18 protein-coding genes and 5 tRNA genes are annotated in these 23,064 nt (G+C 36.6%); 9 read left to right on the top strand and 14 right to left on the bottom strand.

The genetic code is table 11. The annotated features are described in order from the left end of the window. Together pgeF and clpB are read left to right on the top strand one after the other, a co-directional pair. A complete protein-coding gene (pgeF, locus tag E2R68_RS01690) occupies positions 1 to 741 on the top strand; it encodes a peptidoglycan editing factor PgeF (RefSeq protein ID WP_134275771.1) in 741 nt (246 codons plus the stop codon). A gap of 159 nt (positions 742 to 900) precedes the next feature. Further along, a complete protein-coding gene (clpB, locus tag E2R68_RS01685) occupies positions 901 to 3,477 on the top strand; it encodes an ATP-dependent chaperone ClpB (RefSeq protein WP_134275770.1) in 2,577 nt (858 codons plus the stop codon). A gap of 103 nt (positions 3,478 to 3,580) precedes the next feature. Here the strand turns inward: clpB and nagA are convergent, their stop codons facing one another. Next, positions 3,581 to 4,714, bottom strand: a complete 1,134-nt coding sequence (gene nagA / locus E2R68_RS01680) for an N-acetylglucosamine-6-phosphate deacetylase (protein WP_134275769.1) — start codon at positions 4,712 to 4,714, stop codon at positions 3,581 to 3,583. A 55-nt stretch (positions 4,715 to 4,769) separates the two neighbouring features. Beyond that, positions 4,770 to 5,567 carry a glucosamine-6-phosphate deaminase gene (gene nagB / locus E2R68_RS01675; RefSeq protein WP_134275768.1) on the bottom strand — a complete coding sequence of 266 codons (798 nt, stop codon included), beginning with the start codon at positions 5,565 to 5,567 and terminating at the stop codon, positions 4,770 to 4,772. A gap of 287 nt (positions 5,568 to 5,854) precedes the next feature. Between nagB and nagE the strand changes: the two genes are divergently transcribed. Both nagE and glnS read left to right on the top strand, forming a co-directional pair. After that, on the top strand, positions 5,855 to 7,318 hold the full coding sequence (nagE, locus tag E2R68_RS01670; protein ID WP_134275767.1) for an N-acetylglucosamine-specific PTS transporter subunit IIBC: 1,464 nt from the start codon (positions 5,855 to 5,857) through the stop codon (positions 7,316 to 7,318). Positions 7,319 to 7,471: 153 nt separating this feature from the next. Continuing rightward, positions 7,472 to 9,133 carry a glutamine--tRNA ligase gene (glnS, locus tag E2R68_RS01665; RefSeq protein ID WP_134275766.1) on the top strand — a complete coding sequence of 554 codons (1,662 nt, stop codon included), beginning with the start codon at positions 7,472 to 7,474 and terminating at the stop codon, positions 9,131 to 9,133. A gap of 206 nt (positions 9,134 to 9,339) precedes the next feature. On the opposite strand, the gene E2R68_RS01660 is transcribed toward glnS, so the two are convergent. From E2R68_RS01660 to dnaQ, 10 genes are all read right to left on the bottom strand, one after another. Next, on the bottom strand, positions 9,340 to 10,026 hold the full coding sequence (locus tag E2R68_RS01660; protein WP_134275765.1) for a 3'-5' exonuclease: 687 nt from the start codon (positions 10,024 to 10,026) through the stop codon (positions 9,340 to 9,342). Further along, positions 10,026 to 11,870 (bottom strand): DUF294 nucleotidyltransferase-like domain-containing protein, encoded by a 1,845-nt coding sequence (locus tag E2R68_RS01655; RefSeq protein WP_134275764.1) that lies wholly within the window; start codon positions 11,868 to 11,870, stop codon positions 10,026 to 10,028. Before E2R68_RS01655 ends, E2R68_RS01660 begins: the two co-directional genes overlap by 1 nt. A gap of 92 nt (positions 11,871 to 11,962) precedes the next feature. After that, entirely contained in the window at positions 11,963 to 13,681 is a 1,719-nt protein-coding gene (locus tag E2R68_RS01650) for a sodium:solute symporter family protein (RefSeq protein ID WP_134275763.1), read from the bottom strand. 11 nt (positions 13,682 to 13,692) lie between these two features. After that, positions 13,693 to 13,959, bottom strand: coding sequence for a DUF4212 domain-containing protein (locus tag E2R68_RS01645; RefSeq protein ID WP_134275762.1), 267 nt, complete (start codon positions 13,957 to 13,959; stop codon positions 13,693 to 13,695). A 656-nt stretch (positions 13,960 to 14,615) separates the two neighbouring features. Beyond that, positions 14,616 to 14,692: transfer RNA gene (locus tag E2R68_RS01640), tRNA-Asp, on the bottom strand. A gap of 61 nt (positions 14,693 to 14,753) precedes the next feature. Continuing rightward, a tRNA-Asp gene (locus E2R68_RS01635) sits at positions 14,754 to 14,830 on the bottom strand. Positions 14,831 to 14,903: 73 nt separating this feature from the next. Further along, positions 14,904 to 14,980, bottom strand: a tRNA-Asp gene (locus tag E2R68_RS01630). A gap of 59 nt (positions 14,981 to 15,039) precedes the next feature. Continuing rightward, a tRNA-Asp gene (locus E2R68_RS01625) sits at positions 15,040 to 15,116 on the bottom strand. A 71-nt stretch (positions 15,117 to 15,187) separates the two neighbouring features. Beyond that, positions 15,188 to 15,264 (bottom strand) — tRNA-Asp (locus E2R68_RS01620). A 303-nt stretch (positions 15,265 to 15,567) separates the two neighbouring features. After that, a complete protein-coding gene (gene dnaQ / locus E2R68_RS01615; RefSeq protein WP_134275761.1) occupies positions 15,568 to 16,290 on the bottom strand; it encodes a DNA polymerase III subunit epsilon in 723 nt (240 codons plus the stop codon). A 66-nt stretch (positions 16,291 to 16,356) separates the two neighbouring features. On the opposite strand from dnaQ, the gene rnhA reads away from it, so the two are divergent. Continuing rightward, positions 16,357 to 16,818, top strand: a complete 462-nt coding sequence (gene rnhA / locus E2R68_RS01610) for a ribonuclease HI (RefSeq protein ID WP_134275760.1) — start codon at positions 16,357 to 16,359, stop codon at positions 16,816 to 16,818. Here the strand turns inward: rnhA and E2R68_RS01605 are convergent. Beyond that, complete coding sequence (locus tag E2R68_RS01605; RefSeq protein WP_134275759.1) at positions 16,815 to 17,549, bottom strand: class I SAM-dependent methyltransferase; 735 nt, start codon at positions 17,547 to 17,549, stop codon at positions 16,815 to 16,817. The two genes, rnhA and E2R68_RS01605, sit on opposite strands and share 4 nt — an antisense overlap. A 38-nt stretch (positions 17,550 to 17,587) precedes the next feature. Between E2R68_RS01605 and gloB the strand changes: the two genes are divergently transcribed. From gloB to tyrA, 4 genes are all read left to right on the top strand, one after another. Next, positions 17,588 to 18,355 carry a hydroxyacylglutathione hydrolase gene (gene gloB / locus E2R68_RS01600; RefSeq protein ID WP_134275758.1) on the top strand — a complete coding sequence of 256 codons (768 nt, stop codon included), beginning with the start codon at positions 17,588 to 17,590 and terminating at the stop codon, positions 18,353 to 18,355. A 56-nt stretch (positions 18,356 to 18,411) separates the two neighbouring features. Beyond that, positions 18,412 to 20,013 (top strand): LysM peptidoglycan-binding domain-containing protein, encoded by a 1,602-nt coding sequence (locus E2R68_RS01595; protein WP_134275757.1) that lies wholly within the window; start codon positions 18,412 to 18,414, stop codon positions 20,011 to 20,013. Between the two features lie 181 nt (positions 20,014 to 20,194). After that, complete coding sequence (locus E2R68_RS01590) at positions 20,195 to 21,262, top strand: 3-deoxy-7-phosphoheptulonate synthase (protein WP_134275756.1); 1,068 nt, start codon at positions 20,195 to 20,197, stop codon at positions 21,260 to 21,262. Between the two features lie 10 nt (positions 21,263 to 21,272). Next, the gene (gene tyrA / locus E2R68_RS01585; protein ID WP_134275755.1) at positions 21,273 to 22,400 is read left to right on the top strand and encodes a bifunctional chorismate mutase/prephenate dehydrogenase; all 1,128 of its coding nucleotides are present in this window, start codon (positions 21,273 to 21,275) and stop codon (positions 22,398 to 22,400) included. Positions 22,401 to 22,580: 180 nt separating this feature from the next. On the opposite strand, the gene hpf is transcribed toward tyrA, so the two are convergent. After that, positions 22,581 to 22,991, bottom strand: coding sequence for a ribosome hibernation-promoting factor, HPF/YfiA family (gene hpf / locus E2R68_RS01580; RefSeq protein WP_134275754.1), 411 nt, complete (start codon positions 22,989 to 22,991; stop codon positions 22,581 to 22,583). Positions 22,992 to 23,064: the final 73 nt, after the last annotated feature.

Genomic DNA, 23,064 nt, shown 5'->3' with positions numbered 1-23,064 from the left:
ATGCAACTTATCAAACCTAATTGGGCTGCTCCTACTCATATTCACGCTTATTCAACAACCCGTTTGGGTGGCGTGAGTGAAGGTGAATTTGCTGGTTTGAATCTAGGAATGCATGTTGCTGATAATCTATCGCATGTATTAGAAAATCGTTTGTTATTAGCTGAACAATTTTCTGATGCACCTGATTTTTGTTGGTTAAATCAAACCCATAGTTGTGATTTAATTAAGTTATCAAGCAAAACGCCACAAGCAACCAACGGAGATGCTAGTTGGATCAACTCTAAGCAACGTACTTGTGTTGTTATGACTGCAGACTGTTTACCTGTATTAGTGACCGATCAGCAAGGTTCTTTTGTTGCAGCTATTCATGCAGGGTGGCGTGGTTTATGTGATGGCATTATTGAAAAAAGTATTAACCATATTTGTACTGAGCTAGCGATTAATACAAGCGAATTACTTGTTTGGTTAGGCCCTTGTATTGGTCTTAATGCCTTTGAAATAGGTGATGAGGTGCGCAATGAATTTATTGCTCAAGATGCTAAAGCTGCAGATGCTTTTGTTGCACATAACAATAAATGGTTAGCGGATTTGCATCAATTAGCTAAACTACGCTTAACTGCTTTCAATGGTGTCACTATCACTGAAAATAATTCATGTACATTTACTGATCCTGAACTATTTTATTCTTATCGTCGTGATGGAAAAACAGGTCGTTTAGCGACTTTTATTTGGATTGAGTAAGTGCCTCATTAACCTCTTTTTTCTTCGTTATATTGTTACATCCCTCCATTAAATTGTTTTAAATTTATACAATTTTTTTCATGATCTTCCATTCTTAACCTTGAAATGTTTTTGCTTAGCCCCATCTTTTTTATAGGTCATTATTTCAGGAGAACTACCATGCGTATAGATAAACTAACTAGCAAATTTCAATTGGCGTTGTCTGATGCTCAATCAATAGCATTAGGTCGTGATCATCAATTTATTGAAGCTGCCCATGTATTGGTGGCAATGTTAAATCAAGATGGAGGCTCAATACCTAGCATCCTGTCTGACCTTGAAATTAATATAAATTCATTACGATCTGAGTTATCTACTATATTGGACCGCTTACCTAAAGTTTCTGGTAGTGGTGGTGATATACAACTATCTAATCAACTGGGTGTTACTTTTAACTTGTGTGATAAATACGCACAGAAAGCAAAAGATAAATTTATCTCATCAGAAATGTTTTTAATGGCTGCTTGTGAAGATAAAGGCGAAGCAGGCCAAGTCTTAAAAAAATTAGGGCTTAACAAAAGCAAAGTTGAAGCCTCTTTGAAAAAAATACGCCAAGGACAAACAGTCAATAATGCAGATGGCGAAGGCCCAGAACAAGCATTAGCGAAATACACAATTGATTTAACTGAACGTGCAGCAGAAGGGAAACTTGACCCTGTTATTGGGCGTGATGATGAAGTTCGTCGTATGGTGCAAGTATTGCAACGTCGTACTAAAAATAATCCGGTAATAATTGGCGAACCCGGTGTGGGTAAAACCGCCATTGTTGAAGGATTAGCACAACGTATTATTAATGGTGAAGTGCCAGAAGGTTTAAAAGATAAACGTGTTCTTTCATTAGATATGGGGTCTTTAATTGCTGGTGCAAAATATCGTGGTGAATTTGAAGAACGTTTAAAAGCTGTGCTTGCAGAGTTATCTAAAGAAGAAGGTCAAGTGATCTTATTTATTGATGAATTGCATACCATGGTTGGTGCTGGGAAAACTGATGGTGCGATGGACGCAAGTAATATGTTAAAACCAGCACTTGCGCGTGGTGAGTTACATTGTGTTGGCGCAACTACGTTAGATGAATATCGTCAATATATTGAAAAAGATGCCGCCTTAGAACGTCGTTTCCAAAAAGTACAAGTTGATGAACCAACGGTGGAAGATACCATTGCGATATTACGTGGTTTAAAAGAGCGTTATGAATTACATCATAAAGTAGAGATCACCGACCCTGCGATTGTGGCAGCCGCAACGCTTTCTCATCGCTATATTTCAGATCGACAATTACCAGATAAAGCGATTGATTTAATTGATGAAGCTGCATCAAGTATACGATTACAAATGGACTCTAAACCAGAAAGTTTAGATAAATTAGGACGTAAAATAATTCAGCTAAATGTTGAGAAAAAAGCACTGCAAAACTCTTCTGATGTTGCCAGTATTAAGCGCTTAAATGATTTAGAAGAAACCTTAAAAGAAAAAGACGAAGAATATCAATCATTGAATGAAATCTGGAAAACTGAAAAAGCTGTATTATCTGGTGCGCAAAATATTAAGCAATTGTTAGAGCAAGCTCGCTTAGATTTAGAAGTTGCAAGTAGAGCAACAGATTTAACACGTATGTCTGAGCTGCAATATGGGCGAATTCCTGATTTAGAAAAACAGTTGGAATTAGCTTCTCAAGCTGAAATGCAAGAGATGACCTTGTTGAAACACTCGGTCACTGAAACTGAGATTGCCGCTATTCTTGCTCATTGGACAGGGATCCCTGTTGCTAAAATGTTGCAAGGTGAAAGAGATAAACTGTTAAAAATGGAAGAGCACCTTCATTCTCAAGTGGTTGGTCAAAATGAAGCGATTGATGCTATCTCAAATGCGATTCGTCGTAGTCGAGCTGGATTAAGTGATCCTGACCGTCCTATTGGTTCATTTCTCTTTTTAGGCCCAACAGGGGTGGGGAAAACTGAATCTTGTAAAGCATTAGCTAACTTTTTGTTTGATAGTGTGGATAACATGGTGCGTATCGACATGTCTGAGTTTATGGAAAAACATTCGGTGTCTCGTTTAGTAGGTGCTCCTCCGGGTTATGTTGGCTATGAAGAGGGCGGATATTTAACAGAAGCGGTGCGTCGTAAACCTTATTCAGTTATTTTATTGGATGAAATAGAGAAAGCACATCCTGATGTATTTAATATTCTTTTACAGGTTTTAGACGATGGGCGTTTAACTGATGGCCAAGGTCGTACTGTTGATTTCCGTAACACGGTGATCATTATGACCTCTAATATCGGTTCTGAAATCATTCAAGAAGCATTTCCAAAAGCGGCTTATGATGATGTTAAAAGCACGTTATTAGATGTGTTATCAAAACATTTCAAGCCTGAGTTTTTGAATCGTATCGATGAAACTGTGGTGTTCCATCCATTAAGTGAGCAACATATTAAATCAATTGCGAAGATCCAATTACAGGAATTACAGTCTCGTCTTAAAGCTCGAGATTATTTACTGAACTTTAGTGATGCTTCAATTGAATTATTAGTGAACGCCGGTTATGACCCTGTTTATGGTGCTCGCCCACTAAAAAGAGCGGTTCAGCAACTGTTAGAAAATGCATTAGCACAAAAAATATTATCTGGAGAGTTAAGTACAGGTAAGGATATTCAAGCCGATGTAGAAGAAGGGCATATTGTCTTCTTACAATCATAAGAAGAGTTGAATTTAAATATATTAAAAAGAAGAGTGACATGATGTTGCTCTTCTTTTTTACTTGATCCTTCTTTGATCTGAGCTTTTATTAAACCTTCATAGTTTAAGCTGCTTTATAAATGCCGTTGACTAGGGTGCCTGTCACGTTAAAGTCATTATCAAAAATGGCTAAGTTCGCTATTTTACCCGGGCTAATACTGCCTAATTTATTATCAACAGATATCACTCTCGCTGGATAAAGTGTCGCCATGCGTAAGCTCTCATCCAATGTTATGCCAACATGTTTGACACATTTTTCAATTGATTCAATCATGGTGATTGCCGATCCGCCTAAAGTGCCATCATCAGCAACACATTTTCCCTGTTTGTAATAAACCTTTGTGCCTACAAAATCAAACTGATCAATTTTAGCTCCAGCAGGTGCAGTGGCATCTGTTACTAGGAATAGTTTATCTCCCATTATTTTTTTAGATAAACGTATATTTTCATAAGCCACATGGAAGCCATCAGCAATGATTCCCGCATAAATATGATTGTCATAAACAGCACCAACTAATCCAGGTTCTCTACCGGTAATAGAAGTCATGGCATTAAATAAATGTGTTGCACAACTAGCGCCATGTTGAATTGCTGCAGTGGCTTGTTGGTAGGTGGCATTACTATGGCCTAAAGAAACAACAATGCCTGCTTGGTCTAATTTCTCGATGATGGTGATAGGTGTTACTTCTGGTGCTAAAGTTACTTTTTTTATGACTTGTGTATTCGCACAGATAAAATCAACCATCTCTTGCTCTGCTTGACGAATAAACTGCTGTCGGTGTATGCCTTTTTTTTCAACACTAATATAAGGGCCTTCAAGGTGTAAACCTAATACTTCATTAGTGTTTTTTTTCATATAATCTTGTGTTGCTTGTACGGCAAGTTTCATACTTTGATCGCTATCGGTGATAAAAGTAGGAAGATAACTTGTAGTACCTGAGCGTAAATTGGCTGCTTGCATTGTTGCTAAGGTTTGCTCAGTTTCTGCTCCATTGAACATCACACCACCACATCCATTGAGCTGTAAATCTATAAAACCTGCTGATACATTATTACCATTAAGGTCGATAGTTTTCATCTCTTTAGGCAATTGAGTCATAGGAATAATATTATGGATCTGCTCATTATAGATGATGATCGCGTGGTCAATAAGTATTGATTCACCGGTATAAATTGTGCAATTAATAACTGCGTACATGACGAATATCTCTTTATCAAATAGAACTTTACTTTCCCGAATAAGGGGGCGTTTATCAGTTTTGCAGTTGTTGCGATTCTATATCTGTAAAATAACGAAGTGTTTTCACTTTTAGTTCCATTGTTGCATCTGTATCACACACTATGACAGTGTTAGGGTGTAGTTGTAATGCTGAAATTGTCCACTGATGATTTACACTTCCTTCAATCACTGCTTCGAGTGCTAACGCTTTATGCCGGCCAGCGACTAAAATTAATACTTCAGATGCATCTAATAGTGTTGCTACGCCAATGGTGAGAGCTAATTTCGGTACTTTATTTATATCGTTTTCAAAAAAACGAGAATTAGCAATACGTGTATCTGTTGTTAATGCTGTAACTCGAGTACGTGATGCTAATGATGAGCCCGGCTCATTAAATGCAATATGACCATCAATACCTACTCCACCTAAAAATAAATGAATCTTTCCTGTGCTTTTTATTTTATTTTCGTAACGTAAACACTCCGCTGCTAAATCGGTTGCTAACGCATTTAATAAATTGATGTTTTCTGATGGTATATCAATATGTTTAAAAAAATTTTCATGCATAAAATAATGATAACTTTCAGGATGTTTAGGGTTAAGTCCTACATACTCATCCATATTAAAAGTAATAACATGTTTAAAGCTAACTTTGTTTGCTTGATATAATTTAATTAAACCTTGGTAAGTTGTTAATGGTGTACTGCCTGTTGGTAAGCCTAATATAAATGGACGTTCTGCAGTTGGTGCAAAATGATTAATTTTGTCAGCAATATAACGCGCAGACCATAAACCAACATCAGAGGCATTGTTAACAGGAATTAAACGCATTTATTGCTCCTAAATAGGATTGTAATATTAGCTGACAGAAAATGATGTAATATACGCTCTAGCGTAAATTAAGTTCAATGAAGGTGCTACTTGTTTTCTGTTGGAAATTTAAATCTAGGTGATAATTATCACAAAATAAATCGTTACTATTTACGGCTTGATATAAAGTCTTTAAAGTCACAAGGTCTCATCTGTAATGAGCTCCCACCAGAATTATCAATATTCAATTACAATTTTTTTATATTAATCCATAACAGTTTAAAGAGCATATCTGAGGAGATCTGACGGTGAATATTTTAGGTTACATGCAAAAAGTGGGCAGAGCTTTAATGGTTCCTGTTGCTGTATTACCTGCTGCTGCAATCTTGATGGGTGCTGGTTATTGGCTTGATCCTCATGGCTGGGGTGTTGATTCTCAAGTCGCAGCCTTTTTGATAAAAGCTGGGGCGGCTGTTATTGATAATATGGCATTACTATTTGCTGTTGGGGTGACTTATGGTATGTCAAAAGATAAAGATGGAGCAGCCGCTCTTTCGGGATTAGTTGGCTGGTTAGTACTTACTTCTTTATTATCACCGAGCGCTGTTGAACAAATTACAGGTGAGGTGGCCAATGCGGCTTTTAATAATGTTGAAAATCAATTTGTAGGTATTTTAGTCGGCATTATTTCTGCTGAACTTTATAATAAATTCTCAGGTGTTGAATTAAATAATGCTCTATCATTTTTCTCCGGACGTCGTTTAGTACCTATTGTTGTTTCCATTGTAATGATGTTTGTTGCCTTTATTTTAATGGCTGTTTGGCCAATTATTTTCACTGGTTTACAAAGTTTTGGAGAGGCTATTTCTGGCATGGGAGATATTGGTGCTGGATTATATGGATTCTTTAATCGTTTATTAATTCCAGTTGGTCTTCATCATGCATTAAATTCAGTATTCTGGTTTGATGTTGCTGGCATTAATGATATCCCTAACTTTTTAGCTGGTCAGGATACTATCGTAGAATTTGCTGCGGAAGGTAAAACAGCTGTTGGAACGGTAGGGATGTATCAAGCAGGTTTCTTTCCCATTATGATGTTTGGTTTGCCTGGCGCTGCACTTGCTATTTATACTGCTGCTAAGAGCGAGAATAAAGAAAAAATAGCGTCAATTATGTTAGCTGCTTCATTAGCTTCTTTTTTTACTGGGGTTACCGAACCACTTGAATTTTCATTTATGTTTGTCGCACCATTATTGTATGTTGTACATGCCATATTAACTGGTTTATCGGTATTTATTGCGGCGCATATGCAGTGGATGGCGGGCTTTGGATTCTCTGCTGGTTTAGTGGATATGGTACTTTCTTCACAAAATCCATTGGCTAGACAGTGGTATATGCTCTTAGTGCAAGGTGTTGCATTCTTTGCTATCTATTATTTTGTATTTTTAGCGCTTATTAAAGCCTTTGATCTTAAAACGCCTGGGCGAGAAAGCATTGTTACTAAAAAAGATGCAAAGGTGAAAAAATCTATCGACTCTAAGGAGTTAGCTGCTAGTTATGTCAGTGCTCTGGGAGGAAGAGAAAATCTAATGGTTATTGATGCTTGTATTACTCGTTTACGTTTAACTTTAAAAGATCGTCGTATTATCAAAGAAGGGGAATTAAAAGCATTAGGCGCGATGGGAGTTGTGAAATTAGGTGAGAGTAATCTGCAAGTTATCATTGGTCCTCAAGCTGAAACTATTGCTAATCATATGAAGTTTGCAAAATAAGAAGCTCATTTTATGATAAATAAGGTACTCATTGAGTACCTTTTTTATTTCTAGGATTAGAACCCTTTCATTTAGTATGATTTAACTTGAGGTTAGCTCAAGAATATACGATGATTGCTCTCTTTTTATGAATCATGTCTTTTAGAGGTTACAATGTCTGAACTGGAAACACGCCCAAGTAATTTTATTCGCACTATTATTGAAAACGATCTTGAGAGTGGTAAACACCAGACAATTCATACGCGTTTCCCACCTGAGCCAAATGGTTATTTACATATTGGCCATGCAAAATCGATCTGCTTAAACTTTGGTTTAGCTTTAGATTACCCTAATGCAGCTTGTAACTTACGCTTTGATGATACTAATCCAGTAAAAGAAGATGCTGATTATGTTGCAGCCATTGAAAAGGATGTCACTTGGCTAGGTTTTGAATGGCAAGGTGATGTGCGTTATTCATCTAACTATTTTGAACAACTTTTTGATTACGCCGTTGAGTTAATCGAAAATGATAAAGCGTATGTTTGTGAATTAAATGCAGAGCAAACTCGTGAATATCGTGGCACATTAACGACTGCTGGTAAAAATAGCCCATTCCGCGACCGTCCGATTTCAGAAAGCTTAGATTTATTTAAACGTATGCGAGAAGGTGAGTTTGAAGAAGGCTCAATGATGTTACGAGCAAAAATAGATATGGCGTCACCTAATATGAAAATGCGTGATCCGGTTATCTACCGTATTCGCTTTGCTCATCATCATCAAACGGGTGATAAGTGGTGTATTTATCCAATGTATGACTTCACACACTGTATCTCGGATGCGATTGAAGGTATTACACATAGTTTATGTACATTAGAATTTGAAGATCATCGTCCTCTATATGATTGGGTATTGGCAAATATTAGCATTGAATGTAAACCTCGTCAGATCGAGTTCTCTCGTTTAAATTTACAGTACACTCTAACCTCTAAACGTAAACTTAATGCATTGATCGAACAAAACATTGTAACGGGCTGGGATGATCCTCGTATGCCGACTATTTCTGGTATGCGTCGTCGTGGTTATCCTGCTGCTGCATTACGTGAATTTGCTAAACGTATTGGTGTGACTAAGCAAGAAAATACAGTTGAATTAGCGTCACTAGAAGCTTGTGTTCGTGAAGATTTAGAAGCGAATGCTGCACGCGCAATGGCTGTTATTGATCCAGTTAAAGTGATCATTACTAACTATGAAGAAACTAAGTTTGAACATTTGATTGCACCTGCTCATCCTAAAGATGAGAGCATGGGTACCCGTACTTTACCTTTCTCTCGTGAAATCTATATTGATCGTGCAGACTTCCGTGAAGAAGCAAATAAAAAATATAAGCGTTTGGTTTTAGGTAAAGAAGTACGTCTACGTAATGCTTATGTGATAAAAGCTGATGAAGTGATTAAAGATGCTGCCGGTAATATTACCGAAATTCATTGTACATACGACCCTGAAACATTAGGTGCAAACCCTACTGATGGTCGTAAAGTAAAAGGTGTTATTCATTGGGTTTGTGCTGCATCGAATCAACCTGCAGAATTCCGTATTTATGATCGTCTATTTACAGTAGAAAACCCAGCCTCAGTTGAAGATATTCAAACGGTTATTTATCCTGAATCATTAGTTGTGAAACATGGCTTTGTTGAAAATAGCTTATTAGGTGCAGCGGTTGAAGTCGCATATCAATTTGAGCGTGAAGGTTACTTCTGTGCTGATAATCAAGATTCTGCTGCTGATAAACTAGTATTTAACCGTACTGTAGCATTACGCGACTCTTGGGCTGGTTAATTACTTAATCACTTATAAATAGACCTCTTTTTAGAGGTCTTTTTTATAGTGATTAGATTAAATATGTTATCTAAATTTTGCGTTGAAAAAACACTTTCATTCAGGCGTAAATTGACGCAAATGGCTGTTCCTCTTAAAAATTTTCAACGAGGAAGTCAGGTTTTTTAACAAGTAAAATAGATAAGCGGTTTTTGTGATTGCTATGATTAATACTTATTTAATAATTGTCCTACTGTAATTTCTTCTAACTTTCCTATTTTACTTAATTGAGCTAACAACAATTCAGCACAAGCTAATGCATCTGTTAACGCATTATGCGCATTATAAATAGGTAAGTTATAACGTTCTCTACAAGCATTTAAGCGTAAGCTACCTGTCTTTAAAACCTGCTGTTTGCGTTGCTGTCGCTGTTTATCAATATTAAGTGTATCAATAGCAAATAAAGCATGAGGGCGTTGCTGAGTTGTTAATAGTGCTTGCTGTAGGAATTGCAAATCTAATGGGGCATGGTGAGCAACAAGCACTTTATCTTGGCATTGTTCAAACAACCACAATAAAGCTTCTTCAATTGTTAATGCGTTTGTGAGATCTTTATCTAATATGCCATGAATAGTTGCACTTTGCCCGACGCTGCCTTGTATTTTAATCAGTTTATATTGTGCAAATTTAGGCCGAATTTGTGAGTCGATAATTGGAATGATACCAATACTCACTATTTGATCTTTTTTAGGCTCTAAGCCTGTCATTTCGATATCTAATGCTAATAAGTTTGTTTTTAAAATAGGTTTATTAAGTTGTGCTAATAGATACTGATAATGCAGTCGTACACTTTCTAATTGACAATTTTTAATTAACTTTTTTAACTTATGTTGTAACCACCATTGTTGAAGCATTAAAACTGCCCTAAAAATTTTAGTCTAATAGTACCTTGTGCCTCATGGATCACTTTGAATGCATCCTTTAATTGATGACGAATTAATGAAGAAAGGTTATCAGGTAAAATATAGTTTGATACGGGTTGAGTATTATTAAATTGTAAACCTTGATTAGTTAAGCGCTTGTGCGCGATAAATTCCCATGCATCTAACAAACTCATTGCCACTTCTTTATCTATTTTTTGTTTTGCAATTAAACTTTCAAGACGTTTGCTAGTGTTTACTTCCGTTATACCTGCTGATAACGAATAGATTCTGACGATGTCGTTGATCAAAGCATTGCCTTTATGTTTTAAGTCGATCCCTTTTACTTCAGTACCGTCTCGTTCAATAACAAAACTACGGAAGAAACCTAAAGGTGGTGTGGATTGCAATGCATTTTTAGTCATTGCTGCAATAAAAATATCATTATTTTTAGTAATGGTGAGTACACTTGTTTGTAAGCTATCAAACAGAGATTTCTCACCATAAATAGGGCGCATATCAAAAAAGATAGCTGCGTTTAATAAGGCTTTAGGATTAGGTGTTGATACCCATTTGGAAAACTGTTGTTGCCATTGTTGTAAGGATAACTGCCATTGTGGGTTTTGTGCCATGATATTACCCGGGCAAAATGGAAAACCACATTCATTTAATGCACTACATACATATTCAGATAATTGTTTAAAGTAACGTTTCTCTTGTTCGTTTGTTTCTTTTTCTAATATTAATGCGTTATCTTGATCTGAACCGGCCATTTGATCTTGGCGTCCTTGAGAACCGAATGCTAACCAACAAAACTTCATTGGAGCTGGGCCGAGTTGTTTTTGCTTTAAGGCGATCAAACTGCGTGTTAAAGAATCGGTTACTGAGGTTAAAATGCGTCCAATTTCTATTGCTTTGGCGTCACTAGCAATTAAGTTATATAACAAATCAGGAATTTTTTGACTAACTTGGATAAGCTCTTCTAAATTATTTTGACGTTCAATTTGTCCAATTAATAATATGGGTTGAGAGCTTTGACTACGGATCAGATCCGTACTGGTTAACATTGCGATAGGCTTTCCTTCGCACATCACAGGTAAATGATGAATATTAAGTTCACTCATTTTTAGCATTGCTTCAAAAACTAATGCATCTGGTTCAATTGTTGCTGGATTTTTAGTCATTACTTTTTCAACGGCTATATCTCCATTAAAGCCTTTTGCTAAAACACGATCGCGCAAATCTCGGTCGGTTAAAATTCCGCATAGTTTTTCTTGCTTCATAATAACTAATGAGGAAACTCGTTTTTTAGACATTAACTGTGTTGCTTGAAAAATGCTTGCGTCATAAGTGGTGGCTGCGAGTTCTCGAGACATAATACTGGTAATACGAGCCGTGCTAATATGATTATTTTTAATAGATCCTTGGTTACGTAAACGTTTAGCAAAAGCTTGATTGAAAAAACGATCAAAGGAATAACTATTTGCGCGTAATTGATCAAACATTTTAGCCGATAAGTGGTAAACCAATCCATCTTCTAAAATACGCACCTGATTAATGACTTGCTCACCAGATAACATACCGCTAAAACCAAAATATTGACCTTCACCAACACGGTCAATTAATTCTCCTTCTTTGGTAACAACTTCAAATGCTCCACTACGTACAATATAAAGTTGTGCTTCATTGCTATCAACATGAACAAATTTTTGTTGCTGACTGTAATAAGCAATAGTGAGTGTTTGGCAGCATTGTTTAATGGTCTGCTCATGTAATGAATCAAATGGGGCTAATTCACGCATAAAATCCAAAATGGGTTGTAATTCGCTATTATCCATATTCACCTGACTATCGAAGGTTATCTATATACTTTAAACGGGTTATTAATGATAAAAAAAGCGCCTAAGCGCTTTTTTAATATTAAAGATGATTAATGATCCTGTGCTTCACCGGAGCCTTTAGGGAAACGAATAGCTTCAACCATTTGTTGTACTGGCTCAGGTACTGCTGCTGTTACTCTACTAACACCTGCCGCGACAGCAAAGTTAACTAGCATACCTAATAAACCAATCCCTTCTGGTGAAATGCCAAATAACCAGTTATCAGCAATATTCGCTTCAGGGTTTACAAACTTGAAGTAAAGAATGTAAATAGTTGTGAATGATAAACCTGCAATCATACCCGCTATTGCACCTTCTTTATTCATCGTCTTAGAGAAAATACCCATAGTAATCGCTGGGAATAAAGAGGAGGCAGCGAGCCCGAATGCAATGGCGACCACGGCGGCCACAAACCCTGGTGGGTTAATACCAAAGTAACCTGCGACCACTATACCAATAGCTGCTGCGGTTCGTGCGTACATTAACTCTTTTTTATCGGAGATATGCGGCATCAGGTTTTTCTTCAGTAAATCATGTGATACGGAGGTGGAAATAACTAATAATAATCCCGCTGAAGTGGATAATGCAGCAGCTAGGCCACCTGCAGCTACTAAAGCGATTACCCATGCAGGTAAGTTGGTCATTTCAGGCGTTGCTAATACCATGATATCGCGGTCGATATTCATTTCATTAGTTTCACCATTGGCGTAAAACATTTTTCCATCGCCATTTTTATCATCCCATTTGATCAGACCTGTTTTTTCCCAACTAGTGATCCAACTTGGCGCTTCAGCATGAGGAACACCTTGTCCATCTGCACCATTAACAGTTTCAATCATATTTACGCGAGAGAAAACAGCTAATGCAGGAATAGTGGTGTACATAATTGCAATGAATACTAATGCCCAACCTGCAGAACTACGTGCTGCTTTTACACTTGGTACGGTAAAGAAGCGTACAATTACATGTGGTAAACCAGCAGTACCAAACATCAGTGCACCAGTAATAAAGAACACATCAATCATGCTTTTTGAGCCAAGTGTATATTCAGCAAAACCAAGTTGAGTAGATAAACCATCTAACTTATCAAGTAGGAATACTCCGGAATTATTACCTGCCGCGTCTAATAGCTCTGCACCAAATCCAAGTTGTGGGAAAACGTGTCCAGTCATCATCACTGATAAGAAGATTGCAGGAACCATGAAAGCAAAAATCATGACACAGTATTGTGCTACTTGCGTGTAAGTAATACCTTTCATGCCACCTAATACTGCGTAAAAGAATACAACACACATACCAATGTAAACACCGGTATCAACATCAACTTCTAAGAAGCGTGAAAATACAACACCTACACCACGCATTTGTCCGGCAATATAAGTGAAGCTGACAAAGATGGCACAAACAACTGCAACAGTACGTGCAGTTTGTGAGTAATAACGATCACCAATAAAGTCAGGGACCGTAAACTTACCAAATTTACGTAAATAAGGAGCCATTAATAAGGCTAATAATACATAACCACCAGTCCACCCCATTAGGTAAACTGAACCATCGTACCCAGTAAATGACACAATACCTGCTAATGAGATAAATGATGCAGCTGACATCCAGTCAGCACCTGTCGCCATACCATTTACAACAGGGTGTACACCACCTCCGGCTACATAAAATTCTTTAGTTGATCCTGCACGGCTCCATATCGCGATACCGATATATAAACCAAAAGTAAGTCCAACAATAATATAAGTTAAAATTTGAGCATCCATTTCATAATCCTTTATTCTTCGTCAACACCATATTTTTGGTCAAGTTTGTGTGTTTTTGCTGCATAAACAAAAATTAAAGCCACAAACACGTAAATAGCACCTTGCTGCGCAAACCAGAAACCTAATTTAAAGCCCATAAAGGTATACTCATTTAACACATCAACTAATAAAATGCCGCAACCGAATGAAACTATTGCCCAAATAGATAATAAGATGAGTACTAGCCTAATATTTTCTTTCCAATATCCATCTGCTTTATTTTTATTTTCAAAACTCACAGTTCTTCTCCTTGACCGTATTGATGAGATCTAAAGTAAATAGCAATATTTTTTGTTTAATTGGCTGTTAATAAAACAAAAAATAAACATTCACTTTTAACTATTTACAGATATTTCTTGAAAGCTAACTCTCTTATCAAGTAAATATGTTGTTAAGCTTATGTGAATATTTTTATTTTGTTATTTTTAGATAAGAGCTAGGTCATGTTTTTTAGTATAAGAAGTGAGATGCATGTCACAATTATTTGCTATGGCATTGTTTTTAAAAATAAAGATATATCCTTTATAACTTTTAATGTTAATGGGGTGGCTCTTACAAGTTGATTTGGTTATATAGAAAAGGATAGTTAAATATCAGTTTTTATTTGTGTCTGTGACTTAAAGTTTATGATTGGATTAAGCAATAAATGCCACTTAGATTCAAATAATAAGAGCATAACTTGGATAGGCAGAAAAAGTGGGAATTGTATTCATAATTAGATAAAGGAAATTGAAGTTGTGATTTCTGGTGTGTCAGGACGCGTTATTTTAAATAAAAAGATAACCAACTGAATTGCTAACTATATAAACGATGAGTGAATAAAGACTTAGATAAAGGGATTTAAAACTTAGATAAAACTTGAATTATTGTAAGGAAGTATCTGTTTATACACTGTTGGCGGAGTGGACGGGACTCGAACCCGCGACCCCCGGCGTGACAGGCCGGTATTCTAACCAACTGAACTACCACTCCTCCGAGTGTAAAACAGTTTCATTATTTTATCGTCTTAATGAATTGACGTTTAACACACTGTTGGCGGAGTGGACGGGACTCGAACCCGCGACCCCCGGCGTGACAGGCCGGTATTCTAACCAACTGAACTACCACTCCACGAGTGTGTTACAGTTTGTTATTAATTTTTTGTCTTAAATAACATGGACATTAAGCTTTTACATAATACTGTTGGCGGAGTGGACGGGACTCGAACCCGCGACCCCCGGCGTGACAGGCCGGTATTCTAACCAACTGAACTACCACTCCACTGGAGTATTACAGTTCAAGCTTTTGATAATTATCTATACATTTGCAAGCAAATGAGTTGGCGGAGTGGACGGGACTCGAACCCGCGACCCCCGGCGTGACAGGCCGGTATTCTAACCAACTGAACTACCACTCCACGTGATAATCATCAGTTCAACTTAGATTTTGCTAGAAATAGTCACCAATATAAATTTATAAAATAAATATTGGCGGAGTGGACGGGACTCGAACCCGCGACCCCCGGCGTGACAGGCCGGTATTCTAACCAACTGAACTACCACTCCAGCAAAATCAACGTTACATAATATGCAACTTCGTTGAGGCGCAGATAATACGGAGTTGAAGGTACTGAGTCAATAACGAAAAACAAAAAAAACATAATATTTACGAGGGAATAGGTCTAACTGCTTATTTTATCATCATAGCGTTTGTTTTTTAGCAGGGTTTATAATAATTTGTTGCTGTTTTACCCCTTGGAAAGCTTATTCAGATTTCAATAAATAGGATTGTAAAATTGCTTTTGTTGCGTGTTTAATTCGTAGAGAAAGTATTACCAATTAAATACCTTCTCTAAAATAAATTACATATTATGACTCTCGCCATAAACATTTGCCTGATTTTGCGACTAAATCTAAGCGTGATTCATGTGCATTTAATTCATCTTGGTTTGCATGAATAACAGTAAGAGGAGTGGTGAGTTGGCGTAAACGTCGACCTGTAGTGTTTTGACCCGCTTGAATATTGGCTAAATTTAAATCTTTTTGTCCTCCTGACATTAACAAATAAACGTCAGCTAATATCTCCGCATCCAATAATGCGCCATGTAGTACACGATGTTTATTATCAATACCGTAACGATCACACAATACATCAAGATTATTCCGCTTTCCTGGAAACATCTTTTTGGCCATTTCTAAAGTGTCAGTAACGGTCGACATCTCTTCGGTTGTTTGTGTTCTTTTATTTAAAAAGCGAAATTCTTGATCCATAAAACCAACATCAAAGGGGGCATTATGGATAACTAAATCAGCCCCTTTGATAAAATCTATAAATTCATCGGCAATATCAGCAAAACGAGGTTTATCAATTAAAAATTCATCTGTAATACCATGAACTGCCATCGCTTCTGGATCTATTGGCATATCAGGCTGAATATAAACGTGGTAATGACGACCTGTTAAGCGGCGATTAATAACCTCAACACAACCAATTTCAATAATACGATGCCCTACGTAAATAAGGCCATCTTTATTCATACCTGTGGTTTCAGTATCCAGTACAACTTGTCGGGTGAGTTTACTTGTGTTCATAGAGATCTCTATTTATAGTTGTTTGGCTTCGTTTTTGTAGTCTAACAAATTTATGTGATGGTAATAATGAAAAAGATCCAACTTTATACTGATGGTTCATGTCTTGGTAATCCAGGCCCAGGAGGTTATGGCGCTATTTTAGTGTTTAATGAACATCGTCGAGAATTATCTGAAGGTTATGCCCGAACCACTAATAATCGTATGGAAATGTTAGCTTGTGTGAAAGGTTTACAGAGTTTAACTGAAGTCTGTGAGGTTGATGTTACTACAGATAGTCAATATGTTCGCCAAGGCATTACCCAGTGGATACACAATTGGAAAAAACGAGGCTGGAAAACAGCTGCCAAGGCGCCTGTTAAAAATGTTGATTTATGGAAAGCTTTAGATGCGGCTCAAGAAAAGCATACTGTGAGATGGCATTGGGTAAAAGGGCATTCAGGGCACCCTGAAAATGAACGCTGTGATGATTTAGCTCGTGAAGCTGCAGAAGCAAACCCAACACAAATAGATGAAGGGTTTGAAGGTTAAGTTATATTTTTTGAGTGTGATTGTTTGGTTGCAACAGGTTGATTGTTAATAATCGCTCTTCTAAATTCGAAGCTGGATTTAATCGGAGTTATTGGGGTACATTGCTTTTTAGCGACAATAAAATACACACTACAGAAAAAAGGAAAATAGCGTAAACCGATATTTTCTATAAATGAGCTAATTGGTCCTTTAGGTCGCATTGAAATATAATCTAAATGCTGTTTTTGTTTAATTTCAAATCCTAATAAATGTAACCAATCTATGACTCGGTTTGGTGAAAATAAACGTGCTGTTTGTTTACTCTGACTCATAAATAACGAGCGCAATCCAAATAAACTATAAGGGTTATAACCACTAATAATGAGTGTGCCATCGAGTGTTAATACTCGATCTATTTCACGTAACAATTGGTGCGGGTCACTAGAAAAATCTAGTTCATGTACCAAAATACAAAGGTCGATAGTAGAGTCTTGAAAAGGGAGGTGATGTAGTTCACTTTGCAGATCAAGATTCTCGCCATCTTCAGCACAATTGATTTGCTGGATAATGGGGCTTTTGTTGGTTTTTAATTGTGTGCTAAGTCGTCCTAATTTTAATAAATTATAACCAAAACATTGCGCGACGGTACTATTAACAAGATGTTGTGTTTGCGCTTGTAAATATTGGCCATTGTTTAACTGCGACCAATCTGTCATTGGAGTTAAGATATGTGATGTTTTTGCTATTTTCATATGCCTCCACCCCTAAACTTTAAAAGTTGAGAAAAATTATGTTCAGTGTTTTAACTATTCCAGCATTCGATGATAACTATATTTGGCTTATTAAAGATAGTCAAAGCCAACGCTGTGTTGTTGTGGATCCTGGTGATGCAACACCCGTTTTAGCGATCTTAGAAGCGCAGCAATTAACGCTTGAGGCGATTATTCTTACTCATCATCATCGTGATCATGTTGGCGGAGTTGAGGCTTTATTGTCTATGGAACCTAATATTAAGGTATTTTGTAAAAATTCTTTGTTTGCTAATGCAATATTAGTTGATGAAGGTGACCAAGTAGATTTTTTTGATGGCAGACTGATATTAAATGTTTGGCAAGTGGCAGGTCATACATTAGATCATATTGCTTATTTCAATGAGCAAATGTTGTTTTGTGGAGACACTTTATTTTCTGGCGGTTGTGGACGTGTTTTTGAAGGAACTTACCAGCAGATGTTTAGTGCATTATCTCGCTTAGCAAGCTTACCTGCTACCACGAAGGTTTTTTGTGCCCATGAATATACGCAGAATAATCTTATTTTTGCATTACATGTGGATCCAAATAATGATGAGCTAATAAGCTATATTAGGCAGGTTAGTAAGTTACGCCAACAAGGATTGCCAACTGTCCCAACAACCATAAAGCGTGAAAAATTAATTAATCCTTTCCTCAGAACCTCTGATGATAACTTGATTAATAATTTACAGGTGTTACTTACAAAACCTATCAGCAAAGGCCTGCAATGTTTTGAAGCGTTACGTATTTCTAAAGATCATTTTTGATTGCTATGAAAAAAAAACATAGAATGCGCGACCGACTTTTTATAAATGGCCCAACAATGAAGTTACTTTTCTCAATACTTTTTATTTTGTTACTAAGTGCTTGTCAAACCATCCCTCCTCAATCTCATGAAACAATCGAAGTATCTGAAAATGCTTTAGATGAGTCTGCGGTAAGTGCTGACGTTATCAAAGAGGAAGAAGGATTAACCAATCTTGTTGAAGAAGAGGTCAATAAAGAAGAAAAACCTGTTTTAGTAAAAGATTATGATAATTTATGGCTGAAATTAGCCGAAGGTTTTGATTTTAAAGTTCCTGAAAACTCTCGTGTTGCAAAACAACGTGATTATTATCTTAATCACCCTATGTATTTAAAAAAGGTATCAAAACGTGCAGAACCTTTTTTATGGTTAATCATAGAACAAATAGAAGCTAAGAAACTGCCATTAGAGCTCGCTCTATTACCCGTCGTAGAAAGTACATTTGATCCATTTGCATACTCACATGCGGGAGCTTCTGGGTTATGGCAATTTATGCCTGTTTCGGGTATTCGTTTTGGTTTACATCAAGACTGGTGGTATGACGGTCGAAGAGATGTCTATGCTTCTACAGGTGCTGCGTTAAAATACATGCAAGTATTGCATCGTTATTTAGGTGATGATTGGTTATATGCTTTTGCTGCTTATAACTCTGGAGAAGGGCGAGTTAAACGCTCTATTGCTAAAAACAAGCGTCGTAATAAACCCGTGGATTATTGGAGTTTAGATTTACCTAAAGAAACAGAAAATTATGTGCCAAAACTTCTCGCGCTGATCGATATTCTGCGTAACCATGAAAAATATGGGGTGGAATTGCCTTATATACCTAATCAGCAAGTATTAACTTATGTTGATGTCGAATCACAAATAGACCTTGCTTATGCGGCTGAATTAGCCGGATTAACGATTGCTGAAATTCAATTATTGAATCCTGCCTTTAACCACTGGGCAACGTCACCAGACGGGCCTCATAAATTATTATTACCTTCTGTTGTTGCTGACCAATTTTCTGAAAAGTTAGCTAAAGTGAGCAAAAATAAGCGTATTCGTTGGGACCGTTATATAGTGCAATCAGGTGATTCATTAAGTGTTATTGCGCAAAAAAATCAAACCACAACGAGTGTATTAAAACAGATAAATGATTTAAATGGTTCATTTATCAAAGTTGGTCAAGCTTTATTGATCCCCATAGCAAGCAAGTCACAGCAACAATATTTATATACGCAAGCTAAGCGTTTTGAACGTGAAGAGTCTAAATACAGTAAAGGAAATAAGAAAGTTGTTTATAAAGTCGTTGAGGGCGATACATTATGGGATATTAGTCGTCGTTATAAAGTGACTTCAAAGCAAATTGCCAAATGGAATCATTTCCAAACAAAGAATACGCTACGTTTAGGGCAAGAGTTAACTATTTGGAAAGAAGTGAATACGGTGAAATCTGATGCCACAACTCGTCGTGTTACTTATTATGTCCGTTCTGGTGATTCTCTTAACGCTATTGCACATAAATTTAATGTTTCAACGGCTGATTTAGTGCGTTGGAATAATTTACAAAAAGCCAAGTACATTAAACCAGGACAAAAAATTAAAGTGTATGTTGATGTAAGGAAGTCTCGCACTTAGATTATTTATTCACTTTTTGAAAACAGATCGCCTATCAATCATTTTATGGGTGATCTATTTTTAATATTACCTCTATTTTTTTGATTAAATTTGCATTTATATAAGCTCTACGTGTTAATCACATGATCTATTATTTTGCTATGATATGATGCTTTCATTATCAATTGTGAATGAGAGTAAAATGACTACGCAAAAAAATGAAAATATCTACATTCAATCAGAAACTGTTTTAATTACACCCGCAGAGCTTAAAGCCGCTTTACCGGCTTCTGACAGTGTTTATCAATTCATTCAAGAGTCTCGTCAGACTGTTTCTAATATTGTGCATAAAAAAGACCCTCGATTTTTAGTGATTTGTGGTCCTTGCTCGATTCATGATGTTGAAGCGGCTAAAGAATATGCGACTCGCTTAAAAGAACTTCATGAGCAATATAAAGATACGTTATTTATTGTGATGCGCGTTTATTTTGAAAAACCACGTACAACAGTTGGCTGGAAAGGTTTAATCAATGATCCGCATATGGACGATTCATTTGATATTGAAACGGGGCTTAAAAAAGCACGTGAATTATTATTATGGATTTCTGAATTAGGTTTACCTATTGCAACAGAAGCTTTAGACCCAATTAGTCCGCAATATATTGGTGACTTATTTAGCTGGGCTGCTATTGGAGCACGTACTACTGAATCTCAAACTCATCGTGAAATGGCAAGTGGTTTATCTATGCCAGTTGGTTTTAAAAATGGTACTGACGGTAGTCTTTCTACAGCGGTTAATGCAATGCAATCAGCTTCTGCGTCACATCGTTTTATGGGGATTAACCAATCAGGTCAGAGTGCTTTGTTACAAACTGCTGGTAATAAAGATGGTCACGTTATTTTACGTGGTGGCGGCGGTAAACCAAATTACGATTCATTAAATGTGTCATTAGCAGAGCAAGCTCTGACTAAAGCAAAAATGGAAAACATTTTAATTGTTGATTGTAGCCATGAAAACTCTAGTAAAAATCATGAATTACAACCATTAGTTGCTAAAGATATTTTCCATCAAGTTGTTGAAGGTAATAAATCGATCATCGGTATTATGTTAGAAAGTAATATTAATGCAGGTAATCAACCAGCTTCATTACCAGCGGAACAATTACAATATGGTGTATCAGTAACAGATGCTTGTATTGATTGGCAGACCACTTGTGAATTATTAGATGAAGCGGCGGTCTTGTTAAAAGAAACTGTCCAAAATAAATAAGAAATAAATTATGCCGTTAAGTAAATTAAGAGATCAGATTGATGCTGTTGATAAGCAAATAATTGACTTATTAGCTGAGCGTTTACATTTAGTTGGTGAAGTTGGTGAAGTAAAAAGTAAACATGGTTTGCCTATTTACGTGCCAGAGCGTGAAGCTGCAATGTTAGCTTCACGACGCGCTGAAGCTGAAAAAAAAGGGGTGCCTGCTAACCTCATTGAAGATATTTTACGCCGTACTATGCGTGAGTCTTATGCGAGTGAAAACGACACTGGTTTTAAAACTGTAAACCCTAATATGAAGCGTATTGTGATCATAGGTGGTAATGGTTTATTAGGTCAGCGTTTTGTTGAAATGTTTAAACTATCAGGTTATGAAGTTGATGTATTAGGGCGATCTAATTGGGACCAAGCTGAACAAATTTGTAGTAAAGCAGGTTTAGTGATTGTTGGCTCTCCAATTGATGTAACTGTTGATGTTATTAAACAACTTACTTTCTTACCTAAAGATTGCATTTTAACTGATATTACTAGCATCAAAGATGCTCCTCTTACTGAAATGTTGGCTGTGCATGATGGTCCGGTTGTTGGTCTACATCCAATGTTTGGCCCAGATATTTCTAGTTTTGCCAAGCAAGTGATTGTGTACTGTGATGGCCGCGAACCAGAAAAATATCAATGGTTAATTGAGCAAATGAAAATTTGGGGCGCGCATTTATACCCAGTAGCTGCACCAACACATGATGAATCAATGACTTTGATCCAAGCATTACGTCATTTCACTAGTTTTGTTTATGGTGTGCATTTGCAGGAAGTTGATGCAGATTTAGAGCAATTATTAGAGCTAAGTTCTCCAATCTATCGCTTAGAGTTAGCAATGGTGGGGCGTTTATTTGCGCAGGAACCAGCTTTGTATGCGGATATTATTATGTCGCAAAAAAATAACCTCACTATGATCAAGCGATACCATAAGCATTTTGCTGATGCGATTGAACTATTAGAAAGTCATAATCGAGAAGAGTTTATTGCACGTTTTAAATCGGTAACAAATTGGATGGGAGATTATTCTTCATTATTCCTAGATGAAAGCCGTGTCATGTTGCAACAGGTTCATGATAATCGTCATTATGAAAAAAAATAGCGTTAATTTATTTTAGATAATACCAATTACATTAAATAAGTGCTCTAAATTTTGATTTGTTAAATAGAAGAGTTAATTGTTGTGATTGCTATAAAATAAAAGATCAAAAAAGGAGGTTATTAACCTCCTTTTCTCTTTTTAATTATTTACCTTTATTCTTTAGGTAAATGTCAGTATTTATTAACTTGCAAATTCTTTGTTTAGTTTGATTTCAGCATCTGATTCAATTTCAACTTCTGGCTCTTCGATAGCCTCTCCTGAAATTTCTCCGTTACGACATAAGTCTTTACCATTATTTTTGGCACGGTTTGCTTCATCTTTATGAATATGTTTGTTTAGTTGACGTTCAATCTTTTGGAATAATTGTGTTATGGCTACGTATAAATCATCATGTTCTGCGTGAGCAAAAACTTTACCATTTGGAACACCAATTGTTCCTTCTATCTTCACACCTTTAGGCTCTTTAGTGATAATGAAATGGGGGTTAATAAGTGAAGTTTGAAGCTTTTGTAATTTTTCGAAACGTTCCTCTACTTTAGCGCGCATTGTGTCCGAAATAGTGATTTGTTTGCTAGTAATTTCAACTCTCATGTAGGGCACCTTTTTGTTATACACATATTGTGTTCATCAATAGATTAGGCTTTTTCATGTGATTAAAATGTGA

The sequence above is a fragment of the Psychromonas algarum genome (assembly GCF_004376845.1).
GTDB lineage: Bacteria > Pseudomonadota > Gammaproteobacteria > Enterobacterales > Psychromonadaceae > Psychromonas.
Note: the sequence above shows the minus strand (reverse complement) of the source record. Positions and strands in the feature narration are given on the sequence as shown.